Source organism: Cryobacterium sp. Y29 (assembly GCF_002929825.1).
GTDB lineage: Bacteria > Actinomycetota > Actinomycetes > Actinomycetales > Microbacteriaceae > Cryobacterium.
In genome coordinates this window covers 366,218-384,826 of the sequence record NZ_PJJN01000037.1, presented here as the reverse complement: position 1 = coordinate 384,826, position 18,609 = coordinate 366,218, and the positions used below count along the sequence as shown (strand labels likewise).

At 62.0% G+C, this 18,609-nt stretch carries 17 protein-coding genes, 1 tRNA gene and 1 pseudogene; 7 read left to right on the top strand and 12 right to left on the bottom strand.

Features of this window, described 5'->3' with window-relative positions:
* The first annotated feature begins 18 nt into the window (after positions 1–18).
* On the top strand, positions 19–1,353 hold the full coding sequence (locus CXY74_RS16785) for an MFS transporter (RefSeq protein ID WP_104201469.1): 1,335 nt from the start codon (positions 19–21) through the stop codon (positions 1,351–1,353).
* A gap of 697 nt (positions 1,354–2,050) precedes the next feature.
* Here the strand turns inward: CXY74_RS16785 and CXY74_RS16780 are convergent.
* A complete protein-coding gene (locus tag CXY74_RS16780; protein ID WP_104201468.1) occupies positions 2,051–3,421 on the bottom strand; it encodes an NAD(P)H-dependent oxidoreductase in 1,371 nt (456 codons plus the stop codon).
* A 200-nt stretch (positions 3,422–3,621) separates the two neighbouring features.
* Here CXY74_RS16780 and CXY74_RS16775 point away from each other — a divergent pair, with 200 nt between their 5' ends.
* From CXY74_RS16775 to CXY74_RS16760, 4 genes are all read left to right on the top strand, one after another.
* Entirely contained in the window at positions 3,622–4,029 is a 408-nt protein-coding gene (locus CXY74_RS16775; RefSeq protein ID WP_104201467.1) for an NIPSNAP family protein, read from the top strand.
* 182 nt (positions 4,030–4,211) lie between these two features.
* Positions 4,212–5,294, top strand: a complete 1,083-nt coding sequence (locus tag CXY74_RS16770; RefSeq protein WP_104201466.1) for a 2-keto-3-deoxygluconate permease — start codon at positions 4,212–4,214, stop codon at positions 5,292–5,294.
* A gap of 17 nt (positions 5,295–5,311) precedes the next feature.
* Complete coding sequence (locus CXY74_RS16765; RefSeq protein WP_104201465.1) at positions 5,312–6,091, top strand: HpcH/HpaI aldolase/citrate lyase family protein; 780 nt, start codon at positions 5,312–5,314, stop codon at positions 6,089–6,091.
* Positions 6,092–6,151: 60 nt separating this feature from the next.
* Entirely contained in the window at positions 6,152–6,904 is a 753-nt protein-coding gene (locus CXY74_RS16760; RefSeq protein WP_104201464.1) for a FadR/GntR family transcriptional regulator, read from the top strand.
* Between the two features lie 399 nt (positions 6,905–7,303).
* On the opposite strand, the gene CXY74_RS16755 is transcribed toward CXY74_RS16760, so the two are convergent.
* Together CXY74_RS16755 and CXY74_RS16750 are read right to left on the bottom strand one after the other, a co-directional pair.
* Positions 7,304–7,870 carry a hypothetical protein gene (locus CXY74_RS16755; protein ID WP_104201463.1) on the bottom strand — a complete coding sequence of 189 codons (567 nt, stop codon included), beginning with the start codon at positions 7,868–7,870 and terminating at the stop codon, positions 7,304–7,306.
* Positions 7,871–7,878: 8 nt separating this feature from the next.
* On the bottom strand, positions 7,879–8,337 hold the full coding sequence (locus tag CXY74_RS16750; protein WP_104201462.1) for a single-stranded DNA-binding protein: 459 nt from the start codon (positions 8,335–8,337) through the stop codon (positions 7,879–7,881).
* Positions 8,338–8,557: 220 nt separating this feature from the next.
* On the opposite strand from CXY74_RS16750, the gene CXY74_RS16745 reads away from it, so the two are divergent.
* Complete coding sequence (locus tag CXY74_RS16745) at positions 8,558–9,292, top strand: VOC family protein (RefSeq protein WP_104201461.1); 735 nt, start codon at positions 8,558–8,560, stop codon at positions 9,290–9,292.
* Between the two features lie 94 nt (positions 9,293–9,386).
* Here CXY74_RS16745 and CXY74_RS16740 read toward each other — a convergent pair whose 3' ends face one another.
* The 7 genes and pseudogenes from CXY74_RS16740 to CXY74_RS16710 all read right to left on the bottom strand — a co-directional run bounded on the left by CXY74_RS16740 (position 9,387) and on the right by CXY74_RS16710 (position 16,318).
* Positions 9,387–11,192 carry a type IV secretory system conjugative DNA transfer family protein gene (locus CXY74_RS16740; RefSeq protein ID WP_104201460.1) on the bottom strand — a complete coding sequence of 602 codons (1,806 nt, stop codon included), beginning with the start codon at positions 11,190–11,192 and terminating at the stop codon, positions 9,387–9,389.
* A 4-nt stretch (positions 11,193–11,196) separates the two neighbouring features.
* Positions 11,197–12,156 carry a DNA-processing protein DprA gene (gene dprA / locus CXY74_RS16735; protein WP_233193541.1) on the bottom strand — a complete coding sequence of 320 codons (960 nt, stop codon included), beginning with the start codon at positions 12,154–12,156 and terminating at the stop codon, positions 11,197–11,199.
* Positions 12,157–12,216: 60 nt separating this feature from the next.
* Complete coding sequence (locus tag CXY74_RS16730) at positions 12,217–13,680, bottom strand: ATP-binding protein (protein WP_104201571.1); 1,464 nt, start codon at positions 13,678–13,680, stop codon at positions 12,217–12,219.
* A 23-nt stretch (positions 13,681–13,703) separates the two neighbouring features.
* Positions 13,704–14,135 (bottom strand): hypothetical protein, encoded by a 432-nt coding sequence (locus tag CXY74_RS16725; RefSeq protein ID WP_146070181.1) that lies wholly within the window; start codon positions 14,133–14,135, stop codon positions 13,704–13,706.
* A 43-nt stretch (positions 14,136–14,178) separates the two neighbouring features.
* A pseudogene (locus CXY74_RS16720) lies at positions 14,179–15,395 on the bottom strand (SCO6880 family protein).
* Positions 15,396–15,821: 426 nt separating this feature from the next.
* Entirely contained in the window at positions 15,822–16,013 is a 192-nt protein-coding gene (locus CXY74_RS16715) for a helix-turn-helix domain-containing protein (RefSeq protein ID WP_104201457.1), read from the bottom strand.
* Between the two features lie 228 nt (positions 16,014–16,241).
* Positions 16,242–16,318, bottom strand: a tRNA-Pro gene (locus CXY74_RS16710).
* A gap of 145 nt (positions 16,319–16,463) precedes the next feature.
* Here CXY74_RS16710 and CXY74_RS18120 point away from each other — a divergent pair.
* On the top strand, positions 16,464–16,898 hold the full coding sequence (locus tag CXY74_RS18120; protein ID WP_233193532.1) for a DUF6328 family protein: 435 nt from the start codon (positions 16,464–16,466) through the stop codon (positions 16,896–16,898).
* Here CXY74_RS18120 and CXY74_RS18115 read toward each other — a convergent pair.
* Both CXY74_RS18115 and CXY74_RS16700 read right to left on the bottom strand, forming a co-directional pair.
* On the bottom strand, positions 16,795–17,415 hold the full coding sequence (locus tag CXY74_RS18115; protein WP_255409555.1) for a class F sortase: 621 nt from the start codon (positions 17,413–17,415) through the stop codon (positions 16,795–16,797). The genes CXY74_RS18120 and CXY74_RS18115 overlap by 104 nt on opposite strands.
* 61 nt (positions 17,416–17,476) lie before the next feature.
* Entirely contained in the window at positions 17,477–18,409 is a 933-nt protein-coding gene (locus tag CXY74_RS16700; protein ID WP_104201455.1) for a hypothetical protein, read from the bottom strand.
* Positions 18,410–18,609 lie beyond the last annotated feature (200 nt).

The following is an 18,609-nucleotide window of genomic DNA, read 5'->3' as shown; positions in this document are numbered from 1 at the left end:
CAGTTGGGAAGAATGATCATGACCACCACAGCAGACACCGCGGCATCCGTCGCTGGACCCGGCGATCCGCCCACCGTCAGCGGCAAAGACGCCGGCCGCATCGCACGCGCCGCTTTTGTTGGTACCGCGCTGGAATGGTACGACTACTTCTTGTTCGGCACGGCGGCCGCGCTCGTGTTCAACCGGTTGTATTTCACCACCCTGGATCCGACCGCGGCTACGCTCGCAGCACTCGCCACGTTTGGGGTGGGCTTTGCCGCACGCCCTATCGGGGCCATCCTCTTCGGCTATATCGGTGACCGGGTGGGTCGCAAGCCGGCCCTACTGATCACGATCGTGATGATCGGCCTGGCCACCGGCACAATAGGCCTGCTTCCGGACTTTGGATCGATCGGCCTGGCCGCACCGGTGATGCTCGCCGTCCTGCGCCTCGTGCAGGGTCTCGCTGTTGGCGGCGAATGGGGCGGCGCCATGACGCTCGCCGTGGAGCACGCGCCAATCCAGAAGCGCGGACGTTTCGCGGCCCTCGTGCAGGTCGGCTCGCCGGTCGGCACACTCATGTCTGCCGGTGCTTTCGCCCTGGTGCTGCTGCTGCCGTCGGAAGAATTCGACGCCTGGGGATGGCGGTTGCCGTTCCTCGCAGCGTTCCCGTTACTGATTATTGCCGTAATTATTCGTTTGAAGGTGGAAGAGTCGCCCATTTTCAAGGAGCTTGTGAAGCTCGAAGAGCGCGCCAAAATTCCGGCAGTCGACGTGTTCAAGCTGGCGTGGGGTCGGCTTCTTGTGGCCATCGCGGCCGCGTTCCTCGGCGTAGGCGGTTTCTACATGATGACGACCTTCGTGATCAGCTACGGTACCGGCACATTGAACCTCGACCGTGGGCTGATGGTCAATGCGACCCTCGTCGCGGCCGTCGTGCAAATCGGTGTGGTTCTGCTGATGGGCCGGATTGCCGAGCGGTTCGGACCGGGACGCGTCACGGTCTGGGGCGGTGTGGCTACCGCAGTCGGTGCCTTCCCGATCTTCTGGCTCATAAATACCGGCAACGCCGCAGCGGTGATCTTCGCGGTCACACTCGGAATTGCCCTCATCTCCACCGCCTACGCCGTGTCCGGCGCGTTGCTCACCGAGCTGTTCCCGCCGCACCTGCGATACAGCGGCGTGGCACTTGGATACAACATCGCTGGCGCCCTGAGCGGGTTCCTTCCGTTCCTAGCCCTGTGGCTCCTCGGGATCACCGGTGGAGCGTTCTGGCCGGCAGCGGTCATCCTTGCCGGGGTTGCCCTGATTACTGCTGTGGGTGGCCATTACGGTGCGCGGTTGCGGGTGCAGGACAAGGCAATCGTCGAGTAGGTCATTCGGATCACGCATATGACGGATGCCTCGGCCTGAGGCATCCGTCACATGGGGTCAGAGCAGGTCGACGGGGCACAAGGCTTGAAGTCCCAGTACATCAGCGCGCTCTCACCACGACTCGAAACCAGCATGACGATCAGCGGTAGCGCGCCACCAGAGGCGGGCAAGATTCCGTTGACCTGTGAACGCGGCCGGTGCGCGTACCGGACCTGGAACCTCGGTGGAGCATCCAGCCTTCGTTCAAGCTGCCACTCGTGGGGGCAACAGAGGATTGCTCCCTGACGGAGCCGGCTTAAATCCCGGCGCCAGATTAAAGTCCAAGACCGCCATATGCGTCCCTGAGTCCCTGGGCCGCATACGCGTCAGAACTCGACCCGGTCGCGGCTCGCTGATACTTCGGCAGCAGGTCCGACTTCAACGCCAGATCAACAGTCCCTTGCAAGATGCCGACGTGTCGGCCGATCTCTCGTTTTGAGTCCTGGCCCGTTGAACCGACCTCGCCTGTATTCGCTCAATCATCCAAATTGATCACCCTCCATAGTGGCTGGTGCCCCTGTTTTCCGTCGGCGGGCGGTTTCTAAGTGTCGGCGTCAACACAGGCGATGCCGTGCTGCCGTGAGCAAGTCTCGTCACATTTAAGGCAGGCGACGCCGTGCATGGGTGGCTCTTCTCGAAGATCTGACGATCAATTACCTCAGGCATGGACAGCGGTGGTGTCGTGTTCTTTGCGGAATTCTGTTTCAAGTTCTCGTCGGATCTGGACGGCGAGCGATGTCTCGTCGACTTCAACGTCGTCCCAGGAGACCGTGTGGTCCTTTGGTACATTGCGGATAACTCGCGCCTTGTGCGCGAGGCCCAGCGGTAGCGCTCGGCGCTCGAGCGAAAGGTGCGCTGGTGCCAGCTTCCCAAAGACGGTGAAGCCGCCTTCGCCGTCAAGAGTGTCTCCGACCCGCAGATCCTTCTTCGCTGTCGTAACGACATCGCCTCGGAACCCTGTCGGCGCCCCAGTTGCCTCGTTCCTAATCATGGCTGATGCGATACTGACTCCGAGCTCGAGACCGATCATGTGGTACGGGCGATAGAGGGAACCGTAGCGGCCGGTCTCATCTGTGCGCATGCCGTATTCGGCAAAACATTGAGCGGCGTAGTCAGTTTTCGCCTCAAAAGTGACGAAGACACCCCAGCGCAGGTTTTGAGGGACTTCGGTGCCATCCCTGTACAGGCTCGAGGCGATTTCTACGGTTCCGCGGCGAGTAAGACTTCCCCCCTTCAACGTGTTCTCACGGAAGATCGTTGGTAGGTCATCTGTGCTCGCGGCGGGAAACAAAAGACCCTCTTCCTGAGGTATGAGACCTGTGCCATTCGCAACGGCCGCCATCTCGATTGCAGATTTTGTTCCATCGAGGAAAGAGTTGAACATCTTGGGATTGAAGTCCCCGGTAGCCAACTGTTGTTCCGTGAAGCCGTAATAGTTCCAGACTGTGTCGGGAGTCGAATAGTTGTACTCGGGAAGGTACTTGGTGCCCTTGCCCGCGGAAACGACATCGAACCCGACTGTTCGGCACCAGTCAACCATTTCGCAGATGAGGGCGGGCTGGTCGCCATAGGCCATGGCATAAATCACTCCGGCCGCTTCTGCCTTACGCTGCAAAATCGGACCGACCATGCAATCAGCCTCGACGTTGACCATGATGATGTGCTTACCATTTTCGATAGATTTCACCGCATGGTACGTGCCAATAAGGGGATTGCCAGTGATCTCAAGGATCACCTCAATCTGGGAATTCTCGATCAACTGATCGGCACTTTCGAGTACGCAGGTTCCCCCGCTGAGCAGCGCTGCATCGAGAGTTTCGGCGGCGTAACGCTCAGCTGGCCAACCCGTCCGGGCGAGGGCCGCCTTGGCTTTGGGGAGATCAATGTCGGCGACGCCGACGACGTGCATATCCGCGGAATTTAGGGCCTGCGTGAAGAACATGGACGCGAACTTGCCCGCGCCAATAACACCAACGCGAATGGGCCCGACGGCCGCAGTGCGCTTCTGTAATAGCGAAAATAGATTCATTCTGGCACTACTCCTTTGTAGATATACGGTCGCGAAGCCTTGTTTGAATGGGTGATGTCCCAGTACCCGTCAACCTAAAGTCATGCGGATCTGGGCTCGTTCACTGACACTACAGCAAACATCGACCGGTTGACCTTTTGGACTTTTCATTTTAGGCTCACCATGGCGCAGGTCAACGGCCTCGCTGTCTAAAGACATTAATGAGCAGTTGGAGGTACAAGATTCTTGTCGAGCAGAGGACTTACAACATCAAGCCGGGCATCCCAATGAAAGATTTCTTGGACAATTACAGTTCGCTGGGGTTGCCGGTGCAGAAACGACTTCTTGAGGGTTTTCTCGGGTACTTTACGAGCGAGTTCGGACTTCAGAACCAGGTCGTACACCTTTGGGCATTCACCGATCTCGAGGATCGTCGCAGACGTCGTCAACTGCTGGCCGAGGATGCAGATTGGCAAGCGTGTATCGCGATTGTGCGACCCATGCTTGATTCTCAAGAGAGCAAGATTCTGTACCCGACCGCGTTCTCTCCTATCGGGTCTCTGCCCGTCGCCTCCGACGACCCGCTTACGGCATTCAATTTTTCCCCAGCGACGGCGAGTGCCGGGTAGGCATTTAAGAATTCAAGAACCCCTCGGAACGCGTTGATAAATTCGGGCATCGCCGTCGCCAATGGCCAATTTGCGTCGCTGTCCGAACTTCACCGACGCTGGGCTGCAGATCGATCCGGCGTGCACCAAAACACGGTCCACTATTCCCAAGAGAAAAACGCGTTCAAAGGAGAACTCGGATTATGAAGACAAATCGCTTCATCGCACCATTTCAGCGGGCCGGCTCACTGCTTGGGAAAATCCCCGGCGCTCTCATGATCATCCCGCTTTTCATCGGTGCAACTATCAACACGTTCTTCCCCGAGGTACTCGATGTCGGAAGTTTTTCGACGGCGCTATTCCGGGATGGAACGGGCGCGCTACTGGGCTTGTTCTTCTTTTGTATGGGCGCACAAATCGACTTGCGATCGACCGCACCAACCATCCAGAAGGGCATGGCAATCCTTATCGGCAAAGTTGGAATCGGCGTGCTCGTTGGGCTGTCTGTAGCCTTTTTCGTGCCTGGCGGAACGCTTTTCGGCCTCCTCCCCCTTGCGATCATCGCCGCAATGACCAATTCCAACTCAACTCTCTATGTCGCTCTGACCAAGCAATTCGGTAACGCAACTGATCGCGGTGCCGTTGCCGTCATCTCAGTCAACGATGGCCCCTTCTTTACGATGATCGCCTTGGGAGCGGCCGGGCTCGCAGCTTTTCCACTGCAGATGTTGGTCGGTATCTTGCTACCGCTCGCGATCGGTTTTCTACTGGGCAACCTGAATAGGACAGTGCGCGAATTTCTCATGCCCGGCGAGTCACTCCTCATTCCCTTTCTCGGCTTCGTTGTTGGACGCGGGATCGACTTCGGCACGCTCGGCCAGGCGGGTATGCAAGGACTCCTCCTCGGCCTCATGACGCTTGTGCTATCGGGCGGTGCCGCCATCGGGACGCTGCATTTGTTCCACGTGCTCAGTCGGAGGCCCAAACCCGCTCGCAATATGATATCGGCCGCCGCCGAGTCGACCACCGCTGGCAACGCAATTGCCACCCCCGCCGCAATCGCACTGGTGGACCCCGCATATCAAGCAATTCAGGCCCTTGCGACCGCACAAGTTGCGGCAGCAACGGTGACTACTGCCATCCTCGCGCCCCTCCTCGTAATGCTTGTATCGCGATGGCAGCTACAACGCGGCATCACTCCGGAAGCGGAAACCAAGTGGATTGAACAATCCAAAAAATCTAAGCGCGCGGTCGAATCGTCGCCCGCCGAACTCGCAGTGCAGTAACGACAAAAGGAAACCTGATGAACGAGAAACTACGAGAGAAATTTCGGAATAAAGAGACGGCGTTTGGACTCTGGGTCACGTCTGAATCGTCGGCGGTGACGGAAGTCGCGGGGATGCTGGGGATCGATTGGATCTGCATCGATATGGAACACGGATATATAGACTACAAAGCCATTTCCGGTCATCTCACCGCAGCTCGGGGCACCGACCTGACAGTCCTCGTGCGTCCGCCGAGCCATGATCTCGAGCCCATTAAACGTGCGCTTGATCTTGGTGCCCACGGAGTGATCTTGCCCCTGGTTGATACAGCGAGTGAAGTTCAGGCTGCTTACGATCATTTTTACTATCCACCCATTGGCCGCCGAGGAATCGGAGGGGAGCGAAGCGTTAAATGGGGCCTTGGGCTGGAGGAGTACGTTCGCTCGGCCAATGACGAACTTCTATTCATTCCCATGATTGAAACCAAGAACTCATATGCAAATTTAGATCAAATACTGGACGTACCGGGTATCGAGGCCGTTTTTCTCGGCCCCGGGGACATGTCAGCTAGCATGGGCTACGTTGGCCAATGGGAGGGCCCCGGGGTTGCCGAGGTAAACCTCGATATCCTCTCCCGTGCCGGTGTCAGAGGCATAGCAGGTGGCATCGTGGCTCGCAGCACCGAAGAAGCGATCCTGCGCCGAGAGCAGGGATTCTCGATGGTGTCCCTAGGCTCCGACATGGGACTTATGATCCGTCAAATCAAGGACATGGCCGCGGCTCTCGGGCAGGAAACCGTCGGCCACCGCTGGTTCTAACCGTAGGGCAGAAAAAAGGGGGCGAGCCTATGCTCGCTCCCACAGGGACAAGGAGTTTTCATGGCATCGACTCACATTAGGGATGAGGAGCGCCGTTTTCGGATAGACCCAGCAGATCCCCGTAGCTCAGTCAGCGACATTGTGCAGAGCCTTGTGCAGGCCATTGCCGAATCAGGTCTCGCCCCAGGAGAAAAGCTCCCGCCCGAACGCCGCCTTTCGGACATGCTGGTGGTTGGTCGATCGCTGCTTCGAGAAGCGCTCAAGAGCCTCCACGTGCTCGGTCTAATTGAAATTCGACAAGGCGACGGCACGTACCTCGCATCTCGGCCCACCAACCTCCTCCCGCAGGTCATCGGTTGGGGTGTCCTGCTGCAAACCACGGAAGCCCAACAACTGATTGAAGCGCGCCTATTTATCGAGTCTTCTCTCGTGCGACTAGCGGCGGCACGGAGCACCGCTGAAGACCGCGCGGCGATGTGGTCGCAGATCACCGTAATGGAGCGTGCCGTCGATCCAGCTGCCTTTGCGGATGCTGACTCAAAATTCCACTTTCTGATAGCCAAAGCCGCCCGCAACGCAGTTCTCTTCTCGGTTTTGGAGAACACAAAGTCCCTGCTCCACGCATGGATGGCTCGAGTAATCGATGACGTCGACGACCGGAGCGAACTTATCCGGCAGCACACGGCGATCGCGGCGGCCCTGGAAGCACACGACGGAGAGGCCGCCGCTAGGGCGATGGAGGGCCACATCTCGGCAGTGACTCACCTCCTGCAGAATACGCTGCCGGCTGGTCCTAGTCTGCAGCTTGAGTAGGCATTTCTTAGGTTTAGTCCGTCATCGACACTTTTATGGCCCACTTACCGTCGTCTTCGGGAAATGCGCCACTGGCTCGATGGGAAAACTTAGATAACCCAAATACGTCGTTGGTTCGACTAATTCTGCATTAGATGCATTACTACTCGACGCAATCCGCAAAGTCGGCCGTGCATTGTTACCGGTTATTGACGATATGACTCGCTGGGCCGAATGCAGACGTCACAGATAGGTATCGTCCGTGAATCAGCCGGAATTTTGGCTCGAATTTCGGCGTCTGGCCGACGAATCGTTCCCGGCGGATATTGGTTGGACCTGTCCGGAATGATCGTGATATCGCGCGCACAGCATTCGGGAGATATGCACGCGCTGGTCTGAGCCGCATGCCGACGCGTGGGGTCAGACGGGGTCGACGCGTGCATAAAACGCCGCCTCGGCCTCGCGACGCCGGTCGACATCGTCGACGACGAACTGCACAAAATCCTCGTCGCGATCGCTGATGATGTTGTCTTCGACGGCGCTGGCGGGCGGTTCGCCTGGCCATGAAGTCTGCCGAGTCGGTCGGTCCCGTTCCAGCCGTGTCCCCGAAATCGCAACCCAGTCGCGGAGCCGCTGACGGGCATCCGCAAAATCGCGATGCCAGCCGAACGGGGCAGAGCCGTGCTGGTCGGGGTCGTAGGCACCGAGCCAGTGCAGGTGCAGCGCGGAGAATTCCCAGACGAGCTCTGGGTGCCGATGCCAGAACGGCGGCACGACGGATGCGGGCAGCCCATAGGTGAGCCGCAGCCAGTTCACCCAGCGGTTGAGTTCGATCCATTCGGCCTCGGCGTCGTCAGCGCTGAGCAAGTTCCAGTTGATCGGATGCGGCGGCTCCGAAGTGAGCGGCCCGTCGAGGTCGTCCAACGATCTCTCTTGGAACGCGTCGTCGTGATCGCCGGACGCCCACTCGACTAGGGACTCTGCCATGACCGTCGTCACATCCCAAGAACGGATGCGCTGGCGCGCGCGGGCGCCGCCTCCTGCGACATCGCATTCTGCGCAGCCGGGCTGTCATGCTCGGCACCCATAACTGAGTGGCGGGTCCGGTCGACCTCGTAGTTCGTACGGGCGAGGTCGTGGCCGATCTTCTTAGCGACGAACTGTTCCCGCTCGAGGGTCTCGCCGTTGTGCTCGACTTGGTAGGTGCGCACATAGCCCTCAGCCACGAAGCTGTCGCCTTTGGCGAACAGCGTGAGAGCTCGGTCGGCCGTGGCCCGGTAAGCGACGAGGTCGTGAAAGGTCGGTTCGAGCACGGTGAAGCTGCCCGTGGCTTCGTGACGGAAGTGCGGTTGGCCGACGCGCACGTAGAAGCAGGTGTCGCCGTTCTCGGTGACTGATTGTTGCGGTTCCGAGGCGATGAAACCGGACAGCGATTGCTGGGTGTGGAGTGTCATGGGACTGTACCTCCTGTGATGTGGCCGGACCGTCGTGATCCGCGCTCACTGAGAGGTGCGCCGCACGAGCCTTGCCGGTCGTGCGGCCAAGTGGTCCTTGTGCCAGCGCCACAAAGACTGGATTCGGCGTGCCCTGCGCATCCAGTTCGAGGTCGGAAGCGGAAGGGTCTACGCCGGCGGCATCTAGTGTCGGGTCTTTTCCCCGCATAGGCTCGGCGCCATGGCGCTTCGACTGGTTCAGGTGAATTTCAAATCTTGGGATGACTCGGCGCTCGGCCGCTTCTGGGCGGACGCGCTCGATTGGGGCGTGTCCAGCGAGGGACCGGGTGTGACGAACGTCGAACCTGCGGGATTGGTCCTGCCAGACCCTACCGCCGTCTGCGTTGATGTCGTCACCGTGCCAGATCCCGAAACCGTGAAGTACCGCGCACATCTGGATCTCGCCACGTCTTCCTTGGCTCATCAGATGGAATTGGTGGCGCGGTTGAAGGAGTTGGGCGCAACATCCGCTGATATTGGCCAGGGCGACGTGCCGTGGACGGTTCTGGTCGACCCCGAGGGCAACGTGTTCTGCGTGCTGGACCCTCGTGCGATCTACGCGGACACCGGGCCGATCGCCGCGGTGGTCGTCAGCTGTGCGGATCCACGGGCGATGGCACGGTTCTGGAACGAGGCGATGGACTGGACCGTGCACGAGGTGACCGACGATTTGGCGAGGCTGCGGTCGGCCGCGGGTGTCGGTCCGTATCTCGAGTTCATTCGTGTGCCGGACATCACCGTCTGGACCCGTATCCATCTCGATCTGCGGCCGTATCTCCGTTGCGACCAGGTGGCCGAGGTTGCCCGGTTGCGGTCTCTGGGCGCGGTCGATGCTGACATTGGGCAGGGGGACGTGCCGTGGGTGGTGCTCATCGACCCCGAGGGCAACGAGTTCTGCGTCCTCACGCCGGGCTGACGCATCGGCTTGGGTGGGGCGGCGCTGCCAGAGCAGATGTCTGCAGCCCGGTAACGATAGCGCCGGATGTTGAGCCGGATCGTTGGGATTGCCGTCACTCCGGTTCTTTGACCGGCGCGGGCGCGGGCGCGTCCCGCTCTGGCGTCCGCATCAAACCCTCGATCTCGGCCCGGTTGGCGCGCAGCTCCTTGGCATCAGACCGGGCGGTCCACATCTGCAGGCTCGCGATGATCGGTGGGGCTGCGCGGAGCATGATCAGTCCAGTGCCGAACGGGAGAGTGCGGATCGTGTCGGGCGGCATGATTGGCACGCGGCGGATGGAGCGCTGCGACGACCGTGAGCCTCGGTCGCCGATCGTGGTCGAATCAGTCGCCTCATCGCGGTCGCCGATCAGGGTCGAGAGATCGTGTAGGTCCCGAGAGTTGGACCCTCCGCCGAGCACGATCTTGACGATTGATGAGTCCCAGATGGTACTGGCCGCGTTGTCGCTCCACTTTGTCCGTGCTTGCGCGAGCGACTGGAGCACGGGCATGGTGGTAATGCCGGTGCCGCCGCCCTCCGCCATGAGAGTCGGGAGCGAGGGGAGTGGCGCGAGGTTGCCGATCTCGTCGAGCGCGAGTAGCAGGGGCGGGTCGAGCCTGGCACCCGCGCTTCGGGCCGCGATACGGCGGGCAGTCTCGACGAGGTCCTCGACAAACGCCGACACGAGTGCGGCGGAGTTGTTCGAGCCCGCGCCTGTGGCGAGCAGATACAGGGTACCGTTGCTGCGCAGGAACGCTTCGGGGTCAAACTCCTCGCCCTCTGGCGGGGAGACGGCATCCAAAACGCGAGGGTCTGCCAGGGCACCGAGTGACAGGGAGACCCCCTGCCAGATGGAGTCGCGCGTTCGTGGGTCGGCCTCGAGCGTGGCCCGCAGGGAGTCGCCCCACCCGGTGGCCGCGGCGGGGGTGCTGAGCAGGATGGATACTGCGTCGTGGGCGGCGGCCGGGTCGAGGGTCCATCGAAAGAGCTCGGCGGGCGGGCAGTGGTCGAGCGCTGCCGCGTGTAGCAGCGGCTGAAGGGCCGTGCGGGTTTTGGCTTCCCAGAATCCGCCGCCGTCGACGCCGCCCGCGGCCAGTCCTGTTCCTGCGGCGAGCCCCGCCGCGCGGATCATGGCCGTGAGCGGGTCTTCGCAGCCGCGAATGGGCGACCACCGCAGTCCCACCGGCACGCCTGCGGCCAGTTGCTGCGGATCGAAGACCGCCACGGGCCCCAGCCGCTGACGTGCACGCAGCGTGGTCGTGAGGTTATCGGGTCGCGTCGAGGTGGTCACGACGGGTCCGGGCGCATCGAGGATGGCATTGATCACGATGTGCGCCCCTTTGCCGGAGCGCGGCGGCCCGATGACCAGAATGGAGTCTTCGACGCTCGCCCAGACCTCAGTATTACGCGATCGCCCTATTCGATATCCAACATCGCTGGGGCCAGCGTTCGAAAGGGACGGCCGAAGATGCGCCGCCCGCTTCATGATGGCCGAATGCGACGCGGCACGAAAAACCTCAGCACGGGTTGCGATACCAGCAATGCGGTGCAGGTCCACCTTGGGTGCAAAGCCTCGAAACATGCGCCACAACCAGAATGCAGCAGCGGATGACAGACCCACCAGCAGAATCGCCGTCACCCAATACGCAAAAGGGTTCAAACCCGGTGCCTGCAGCACCATCGACGGGTTTCCTGGATCGAGAAGCACGGCGAGCCCGGTCTCCGGTCCGCCGGCTGGTTGCGCAATCCCGGTCGCCCAGGCCGCGACAGCGCCTGCAGCGCGAAGCAGCAGGGCCAATACAGCCGCACACATCAGAAGCCCACTGCCAAAATTGGACAGATCGTCACCGAGGGCTGCCTGCGGTCGTTGGGTGCTCATCCGCTTAGAACTTTAGGTCCGGACCGGTGCGGCTGAACCGTCTCGTGAGCGAGTACGCGAACGTTCGATCTCCGGAGAATCCAGCCGTGGAATCCAGGAGGTCGGTCACGTCCTGCGCATCTGCGACGAGGTTTGCGATCCCCTCCTGAATGAGGCGATGGCAGCCCGCGCTCGCCGGGCTCGTGACCGGTCCGGGTACGGCGCCGACCGGTCGACCCAAGGCGTGAGCCTGCCCGGCCACGTTCAGGGAGCCGGATCGATGGCCCGCCTCGACCACGACCGTCGCGCCGGACAGGGCAGCCAGCATCCGGTTGCGTTGAAGGAAGCGCCACCGCGTGGGAGCAGAGCCGGGCGGGAGTTCGCTTATGATCAGGCCGCCGCTCTGTTCGATGCGTTCGAAGAGTTGCTCGTGGCCGGTCGGGTAGAGCCGGTCGAGTCCGGTGGCGAGTACGGCGATCGTCGTACCGGGAAAAGACACGGTGGCTGCTCGGTGCGCGGATCCGTCGATGCCATAGGCGCCTCCGGAGATGATCGTGCGGCCCTGCGAGGCGAGTTCTGAGGCGAGCTCGGTCGCCACCTGGCTGCCATACGCTGTTGCGGCGCGGGCGCCCACGATGGTGACGCGACCGGGGAGCGGAATGGACAGTTGGCTCGGGTCACCCTTGAGCCAGAGGGCAATCGGTGCGCTCGTGCCGAGTTGCTGCAGTTCGCCGGGCCAATCGATGTCATCTGGTGTCAGCATCCGCAGGTCGTGACGCTCCATGTCCGCCACGATCCGGTCGATCTGACCGGGGTTGATACGCGGGGCCAGGCGGCGCCGCCACAGCTCGCCTTCGGCGGGGTCGATGCCGTTGGGAAGGCGATCGCCCGAGGTGATGAGCTGCACGGTCTCCGCTGCGCCGAGCCGGGCGAGCAAATTACCCGTGATGGTGTCGCCGGGCTCGGACAGTGCCGCAAGCATCATCCTCGCTCTTCGCTCTTCATCCATTGCAGTGCCTCCTCGAACTGAATACCAGGTGCGCAGCTATTGCCCGGACGTCATCCGCGCCGTCGTATCAAAGGCCGCGAGCTCGTCGGGGTGCAGCTGGTGCTGCACAACAAAGCTGCGATCCTTGATGCGCCAGAGCCCTTGACCGGTGCCGAGTGCGGGCAGGAGCTTTTGTTCGGTTCGGCTGAGGCCGAGGGCACTCGCGGTGGATCCGAGCTGGTCCGCCTCCTGCCGGTAGACGATGCGCGTTTCCGCGTTCGCTAGCAGTGACGATGCGAGAGCGCGCATGGCGGACCCGGAGTCGCCGACGTTGTCGAGGTCGCTGAGCTTGTGGAAAATGAGCATGTTCGCAATGCCGAAGTGTCGGGCCAGCCGCCAGTGGGCATCCATTCGGCGCAGCAGCGCCGGATACGCCATGAGCCGCCAGGCCTCGTCGTAGATGACCCAGCGTTGGCCGCCCGCCGGATCGGCGAGGGCGGATTCCATCCAGGCCGACGAGCACGTCATCAGCACCGAGATGAGCGTCGAGTTCTCGGCCACCCGCGACAGATCGAGCGACACCATCGGCAGCGACGGGTCAAACCGCACGGTAGACGGTCCGTCGAAGAGTCCGGCGAGGTCGCCGGCTACCAGTCGTCGTAGCGCATGGCCGACGAGACGGCCGTCTTCGGCGAGGCGGCCCTCGTCGTCCTCGGGATTGGGGGAGAGGATGCGATCCACCACCATGGGCAGAATAGGCACCTCCGCGCTGCGCACGGCATCAGCAAGCGCGAGGTCGATTGCCGTGTGCTCGAGCGGACTGAGAACTCGGTCGAGCACGGTCTCCGCCAGGGCGCCGATTAGGTCGCGCCGCCGGGCGGCCAGTTGCGCGGACCATTCGACGTCCGAAACGGATGCCGCCCGGTGCCCTTCGTCGAGCGGGTTGAGCCGGTTGCGCAGTCCATGGCCGAGGATGATCGCCTTGCCGCCGACGGCCTCGGCGACGGCGGTGTGCTCGCCCTTCGGATCGCCCGGCACGTAGACCCGCCGGCCGAAGGGGAGCGAGCGGGTGTAGAGCGACTTCGCCAACGAGGACTTGCCGGAGCCGACGATGCCGGCCAGCACGATGTTCGGTGCGGTGATCAGGCCACGGTGGTAGAGCACCCATGGGTCGTAGACGAAGGAGCCGCCCGAGTAGAGGTCCTGACCGACGAAGACGCCGGCCGAGCCCAGTCCGGCCTCGGCGAGAAACGGGTAGTGCCCGGACAGCGTCGCGGTGGTGTCCTGGTGCTTGGGGATTTTCAGTAGTCCGGGGGTGCGTAGTTGGGCGGGTCCCGTCTCGCCGGCTTTCGGCAGGTAGGCGCCTGATCGTGTTTCGTCCCGCTCGGCCTGCCAGCGGGTGCGCGCCGCGAGGGTCTTGGCCTTCTGCGCATCCGCTTCGATTTTCGCGGCCTCTCGCCGGCGTGCACGACGGTCGCGGCGCAGCTCGCCGCGCGGCTCGACCAGCGCGGCCGTGTGCATCCGCTCGGTCACATCGATGTCTTTCACAGGGAGACCGTGTGCCCGGCCAGATGAGGCGCGCGGTTCTCTGGCTTGGCCCAGATATCGGCGTCATGACGCGCTCGAATCGCGGCTTTGGGTGACGGCGCTGGCGCGGGCTCCCATTCAGATGCGACCGGATACCGTCGCAGGAGAGAGACGTACTGGAACTGTGTGCTGTAGGTCAGGGCGTACGGCGAGGCGGCGTCTTCGATGGTTCGGTCGGTCGTTCCGGACGGAATGTGTTCGTAGACGTACCCATTCGTGAGCGCGGCCTCGGTGGTCTCCTCGCCGTAGTCCCACTGCCGTAGGAACTGACGTGCCACCGTGGGGCCGCTGCGGTCGATCATGCCGAGCACTTCCTCGGCCTGGTCGCCCTGCAGGAAGATGACGCTGATCCATCGGCAATCTGGTGTTGTCGGGCTTTCGGTGAACATGTCGGCTCCAATCGGGGTGCTCTGCACAACAGGTGTGCAGGGCTCACACGCTCCGGCACAACGGCAGCGCCGCAGCCGTAAATGCCTGCGCCTGCTGACCAACGAGCCGGCGCGTCTCACAGGACGCCTGAATTGCGGCCTGCTCGATCGACGCCACTGCGGCGTCGAGCTCGTCAACGGTGGGCGCGGTCACGCAGACGAGTCCGGTGGTGCGGAGCACGCCGTGCCCGGCGGTGAGGTCGGCCTCCTGGTGCAGGAGGTCGTCGTACTCGGCGGTGGCGCCGGCATCCTCTATTTGGCCGATGCGAGTGCGTTGGTGGGCATCGCTGATCAGCTCGGTCTTCTTCTTGCGCAGGTCGCGCGCGGCCTGATCAGCGCGCACGGGCAGGTAGTGCAGCGAAACCGTGCGCAGGATGCCGTTCGTGAAGACCAGCGGCGATAGAAAACCGGGAAACACCTGCGACCGCGGCCATTCGCTGATCCACAGCACCGCGTGAAACGCACTGTCGGTGCGGAGGCGATCCCAGGTCTCGGCGACCGCGACCGGTCCTGCTGTGGCGAGTGACCGCCCTACCAACGGATGCCGCTCCAGGTCGATGCCGACAGCCGGGTCGTACGCCGTGCGCAGGATTACCGCGAGCTCGTCGGCGGTGAGCCAGCCGCCGACGGTGAGGTCCGCTGCGCGCAGTGCTCCAGCTAAGGTAGTCATTTCCTGGCGTAGCACCGTCGCCGCGCCGCGCATTCCACCGCCTTGAGTGCGCACCTGGCGCGAGGCCGCGCTCAAATCGAGGGAAAGAGCAATCGTCGTGGCATGGTGTTCACCGGCGGGTCCGGCCCGCTCGATCAGATCGCGCAAGGTGGTGGCGGCCCAGCTGTCATCGTTGATGCCGTGCCGCTCCACCACTCGGTCAATCCGGTACCGGAATCGGGCAGCGTGCGCTCCGATACTTGCAGGCGCGCGATTCGGCCCGATCGGCAGGCCCCGGCCAGCACTCGCCCCCACCCGACCACGCGCCGATGTTGCTCATCGGGGTCGAGCAGTGCGAATGCGGGGTGCGACACCGTCACGACCGCGGTCAAGGTTTGCGCGTGCGGGTCGTGAATCATGACCGCCCCCGACTCAGGGTCGTTCCACTCGCGCAGAGCGGCCGCATCGCCCGGCAGCGACAGGGTTCCCACCGGGCGCGGGCGGATGATGCGGCGCCGATAGGTCAGCTGCTCATGGCCTGACCGCCACGCCCGCCGGGTGACGACTGGCATCTACTCGACGATCTTGCGTCCGCCGATCGGGATGCCTGCGATCACGGCCGAGGTGCCCCAGAGTGGGCTCGTCCACGCGACGCCGTGCACGCGTGCAGTAATGCCGCTTGTACCTCAACCAAGAAAGGGGGGTGACGAGTAACTGAGCGGAACTCGCCACATCGCGGTCCGAAAAGCATTGAGGCGTCCCGCCTGACAGCGTAAGACGCGCCCTTCGCGGCCCGAACTCGCTTTGGCCTTGACTGGGTTTCGGAACACCGAGAGACCCCGCGGTGACCCTAACCTTGGGAACGGCTGGTAGTGCCCGCGAATTTCACGAAAGTTAGTAGATACGGTTCGACTCCACAAGCCGTGCGAGTTCGTCCATGCGGGTGAGCATCTCCAGGTGATCCCCGTTGTCGTTGTCATACTCCAAGAGCGTGATGCTCACCGCCGATCGGTGGCACTCGGCAGTACAGAAGGCTCGCGCTGCTGGGCCATCCAGGCCTGCACGTCGGAGATGGCGAACTTGAGGTGTTTGCCGAACCGGTATGCAGCGGGCCCTTTGCCGTGCACGCGCCAGTCGTAGACGGTGGAGATAGGGATGCCGAGGTAGTTCGCCAGTTCGGCGACATCCATCAGGGGCTCCAACGCCACGGGTGAGACAGAGACTGCTTCGTTTGTGTTCATATTCCGTAGGTGCGACCGGCGTACCTAGGTAATCAAAGACGACTAATACTGACCTGCGCACCTCGTACGGCAGGGCCGGTAAAAGGCGTCCAGAGAGGGGTAAAACGTAGGTTTTCGGTAGGGTGATCAATTGTTTAACCTAAAAAGTCCCGGAAACTCGTGAGTTTCCGGGACTTTTGGTCGGGCTGACAGGATTCGAACCTGCGACCCCTTGACCCCCAGTCAAGTGCGCTACCAAGCTGCGCCACAGCCCGCCACTTCCGCAAAGCGATTTCAACATTCGAAACCTGCAGAAGACAACTGTAAGAGCTTACCGCCTTATGTGAGGCTCCATGAACACATCGTCGGAACCCGTTCACTCACCAGCACTGGCATCTGCTCACACCTGAGACATCGGGTGTGGATGCCAGGATCGGTCGAGACGAATCGACTGTTGAGCGCCTAGACCGTAATCAAGGCGACACCCTTCAAGAGGTCCGAGTTACGCAAACTTGTACCCAAATAATCACTGGCTTTTTCCTGCCGCTGACTTTCCAGACCAGACTCACCGACCTTCATCACGATCTAATCATCATCTACCTCAACTTCTACCTCGGACTCGGGCTCTCGGTCGCCGGCATCGTGCAGCGGCTAGCTTTATCGCGGGCGGCGCAACAGGCCTTGCCATCCTCTCGTTCTGGGTCATTCTCCCGAGAGCCGACGACCCGACCGGTAATCGGGTCGACAGTAGTTAGCAGCCGGATGTGGTTTGTGCCTGATCCAATTGCATCACAACGACGATGTTCTGCACGGTGGCCGCGTCCGGGTTGTAGTCGGAAGGGCGATAGCAACTGACGAGCACCAGGCGGTTGGGGATGGCGTCGGTGAGTTCGTCGTTGTACTTGTACTCCGACTTGTTCAGTTGAAGCGCTTTTTGCTCGACGTAACACAGCCGGCCATTCGCCGTGTCAACGCTCGCCACGGCCCCGGAAGGCACATCTTTGAGGCTGTTGAATACTGCTGATTCGACTGCGGAGTGCCCATATAGGTACACCGTGTTGGTCGAGTCCGTGCCTGCCGTTCCGCCGGAAATAGTTGTGTCCCAGGAAATCGTGGTGAGTTCGGACGGGTCAAATCCACCCCGTTCTTCGATCATGGCCTGGGTATATTCGGATATGGCTCCGTCGAGCCCGATGGAGGGTACCCGGAGACGCAGCGGCGCTGAAGCTGCAATCGTTACTTCTTTGGACGACGCTGCCGTGGGTGGGGCCGGCGTCGCCGGAACCGCCCGGTGAATTTTTGGTGACTCCGTGGCCGTGGCCGTGGCTGTGGCCGTGGCCGTTGGCGTTGGCGCAGAGTCGGTCGGTGGCATAAGAAACCATCCGACCGACATCACACAGAGGAGGGCGGATGCGCCGATGAGCGCTGCCCGTTTAGTGCCGAGCACTGATTCGGCGCGCGCCAATTGCGGCGGCGACTAGCGCGGCCAGAAGCAGTGCGCCAATTCCGAGAAACAGGGGAGCGCCCGCGTCATCGCTAGGGGCGGGATTGAAACCGTCGGTCTTGGAATCGTGCAGAGTATTTTTCGCGATCGGCGTCGGAGTCGGCGTCGGAGTCGGCGTCGCCGTTGGCGCCGGCGCGGCGGCGAGGGTGATATTGGTCAACGAGGCGGCGCAGGTGACAACGGATCCGCCGCCGTTGGCCGTGCCGTTGCACTGGTTGATCGACACCGGGAGCAGAGCGCTGGTCGTTGACGGGGTCACCGTGCAGGTGACTCGGTCGGAAGCGCCGCCGCCGTTGACTGATCCGTTGCACTGCGTGATCGTTGCGCCAGTGGTGCTGGCGGGGAACGGGTCGCAGTTCAAGGTCGGCTCGGGGCCTTCCGCACCGGATCCGTTGCACTGGTTGACCGTTGCAGACGTGACATCAGTGGATGCCGCCCCGGTCACATTGTTGGTGACGGTCACGTTGCAGATCACGCTGGACCCTCCGCCATTGGCGGCATCGTTGCATTGGTTCACCGATGTGGTGAGCGCGTCATACGACGTTGTCGCGGTTGTGCAGGTGGGTGCAGTGTTTGCAGCCGCGTGACATTCCTTGACGGTCACCGTTGAACTGGCCACTCCGGTGCTGGCGTCGAGATTATTGACAACGGTGACATCACAGTTCAGACCCAAACCGCCAGTGTTCGCAACATTGTTGCACTGGGCGATCGTTTGCGCGGCTGATGCGGACGAACCGGAGGGAGCGAACGTCAAGCCAAAAACGGCAAGGAGTACCACCGCCGCGAGCACGAAAACTCTCGTGAACGACTTACCGGGACGGGTTGCGTTGGCGAGACCGGGAATAAAAATAGCTGTGTGCACAGCGCTCCTCACATAGGGTCAGAGAATAACACGCCATGTGATGGAGTGAAACTAATTGTGGGCGCAGCGCTCATCGCGTTCGGTTCTCCGGAAGCGACCGCCAAGAGATTTTGGCGGGACCCACACTTCAGATGCCGAAAAACTCATGGTGCACCGGAAATCTGTATCACTTACTGACTCCTCGGCGCATGCGGGAGCAG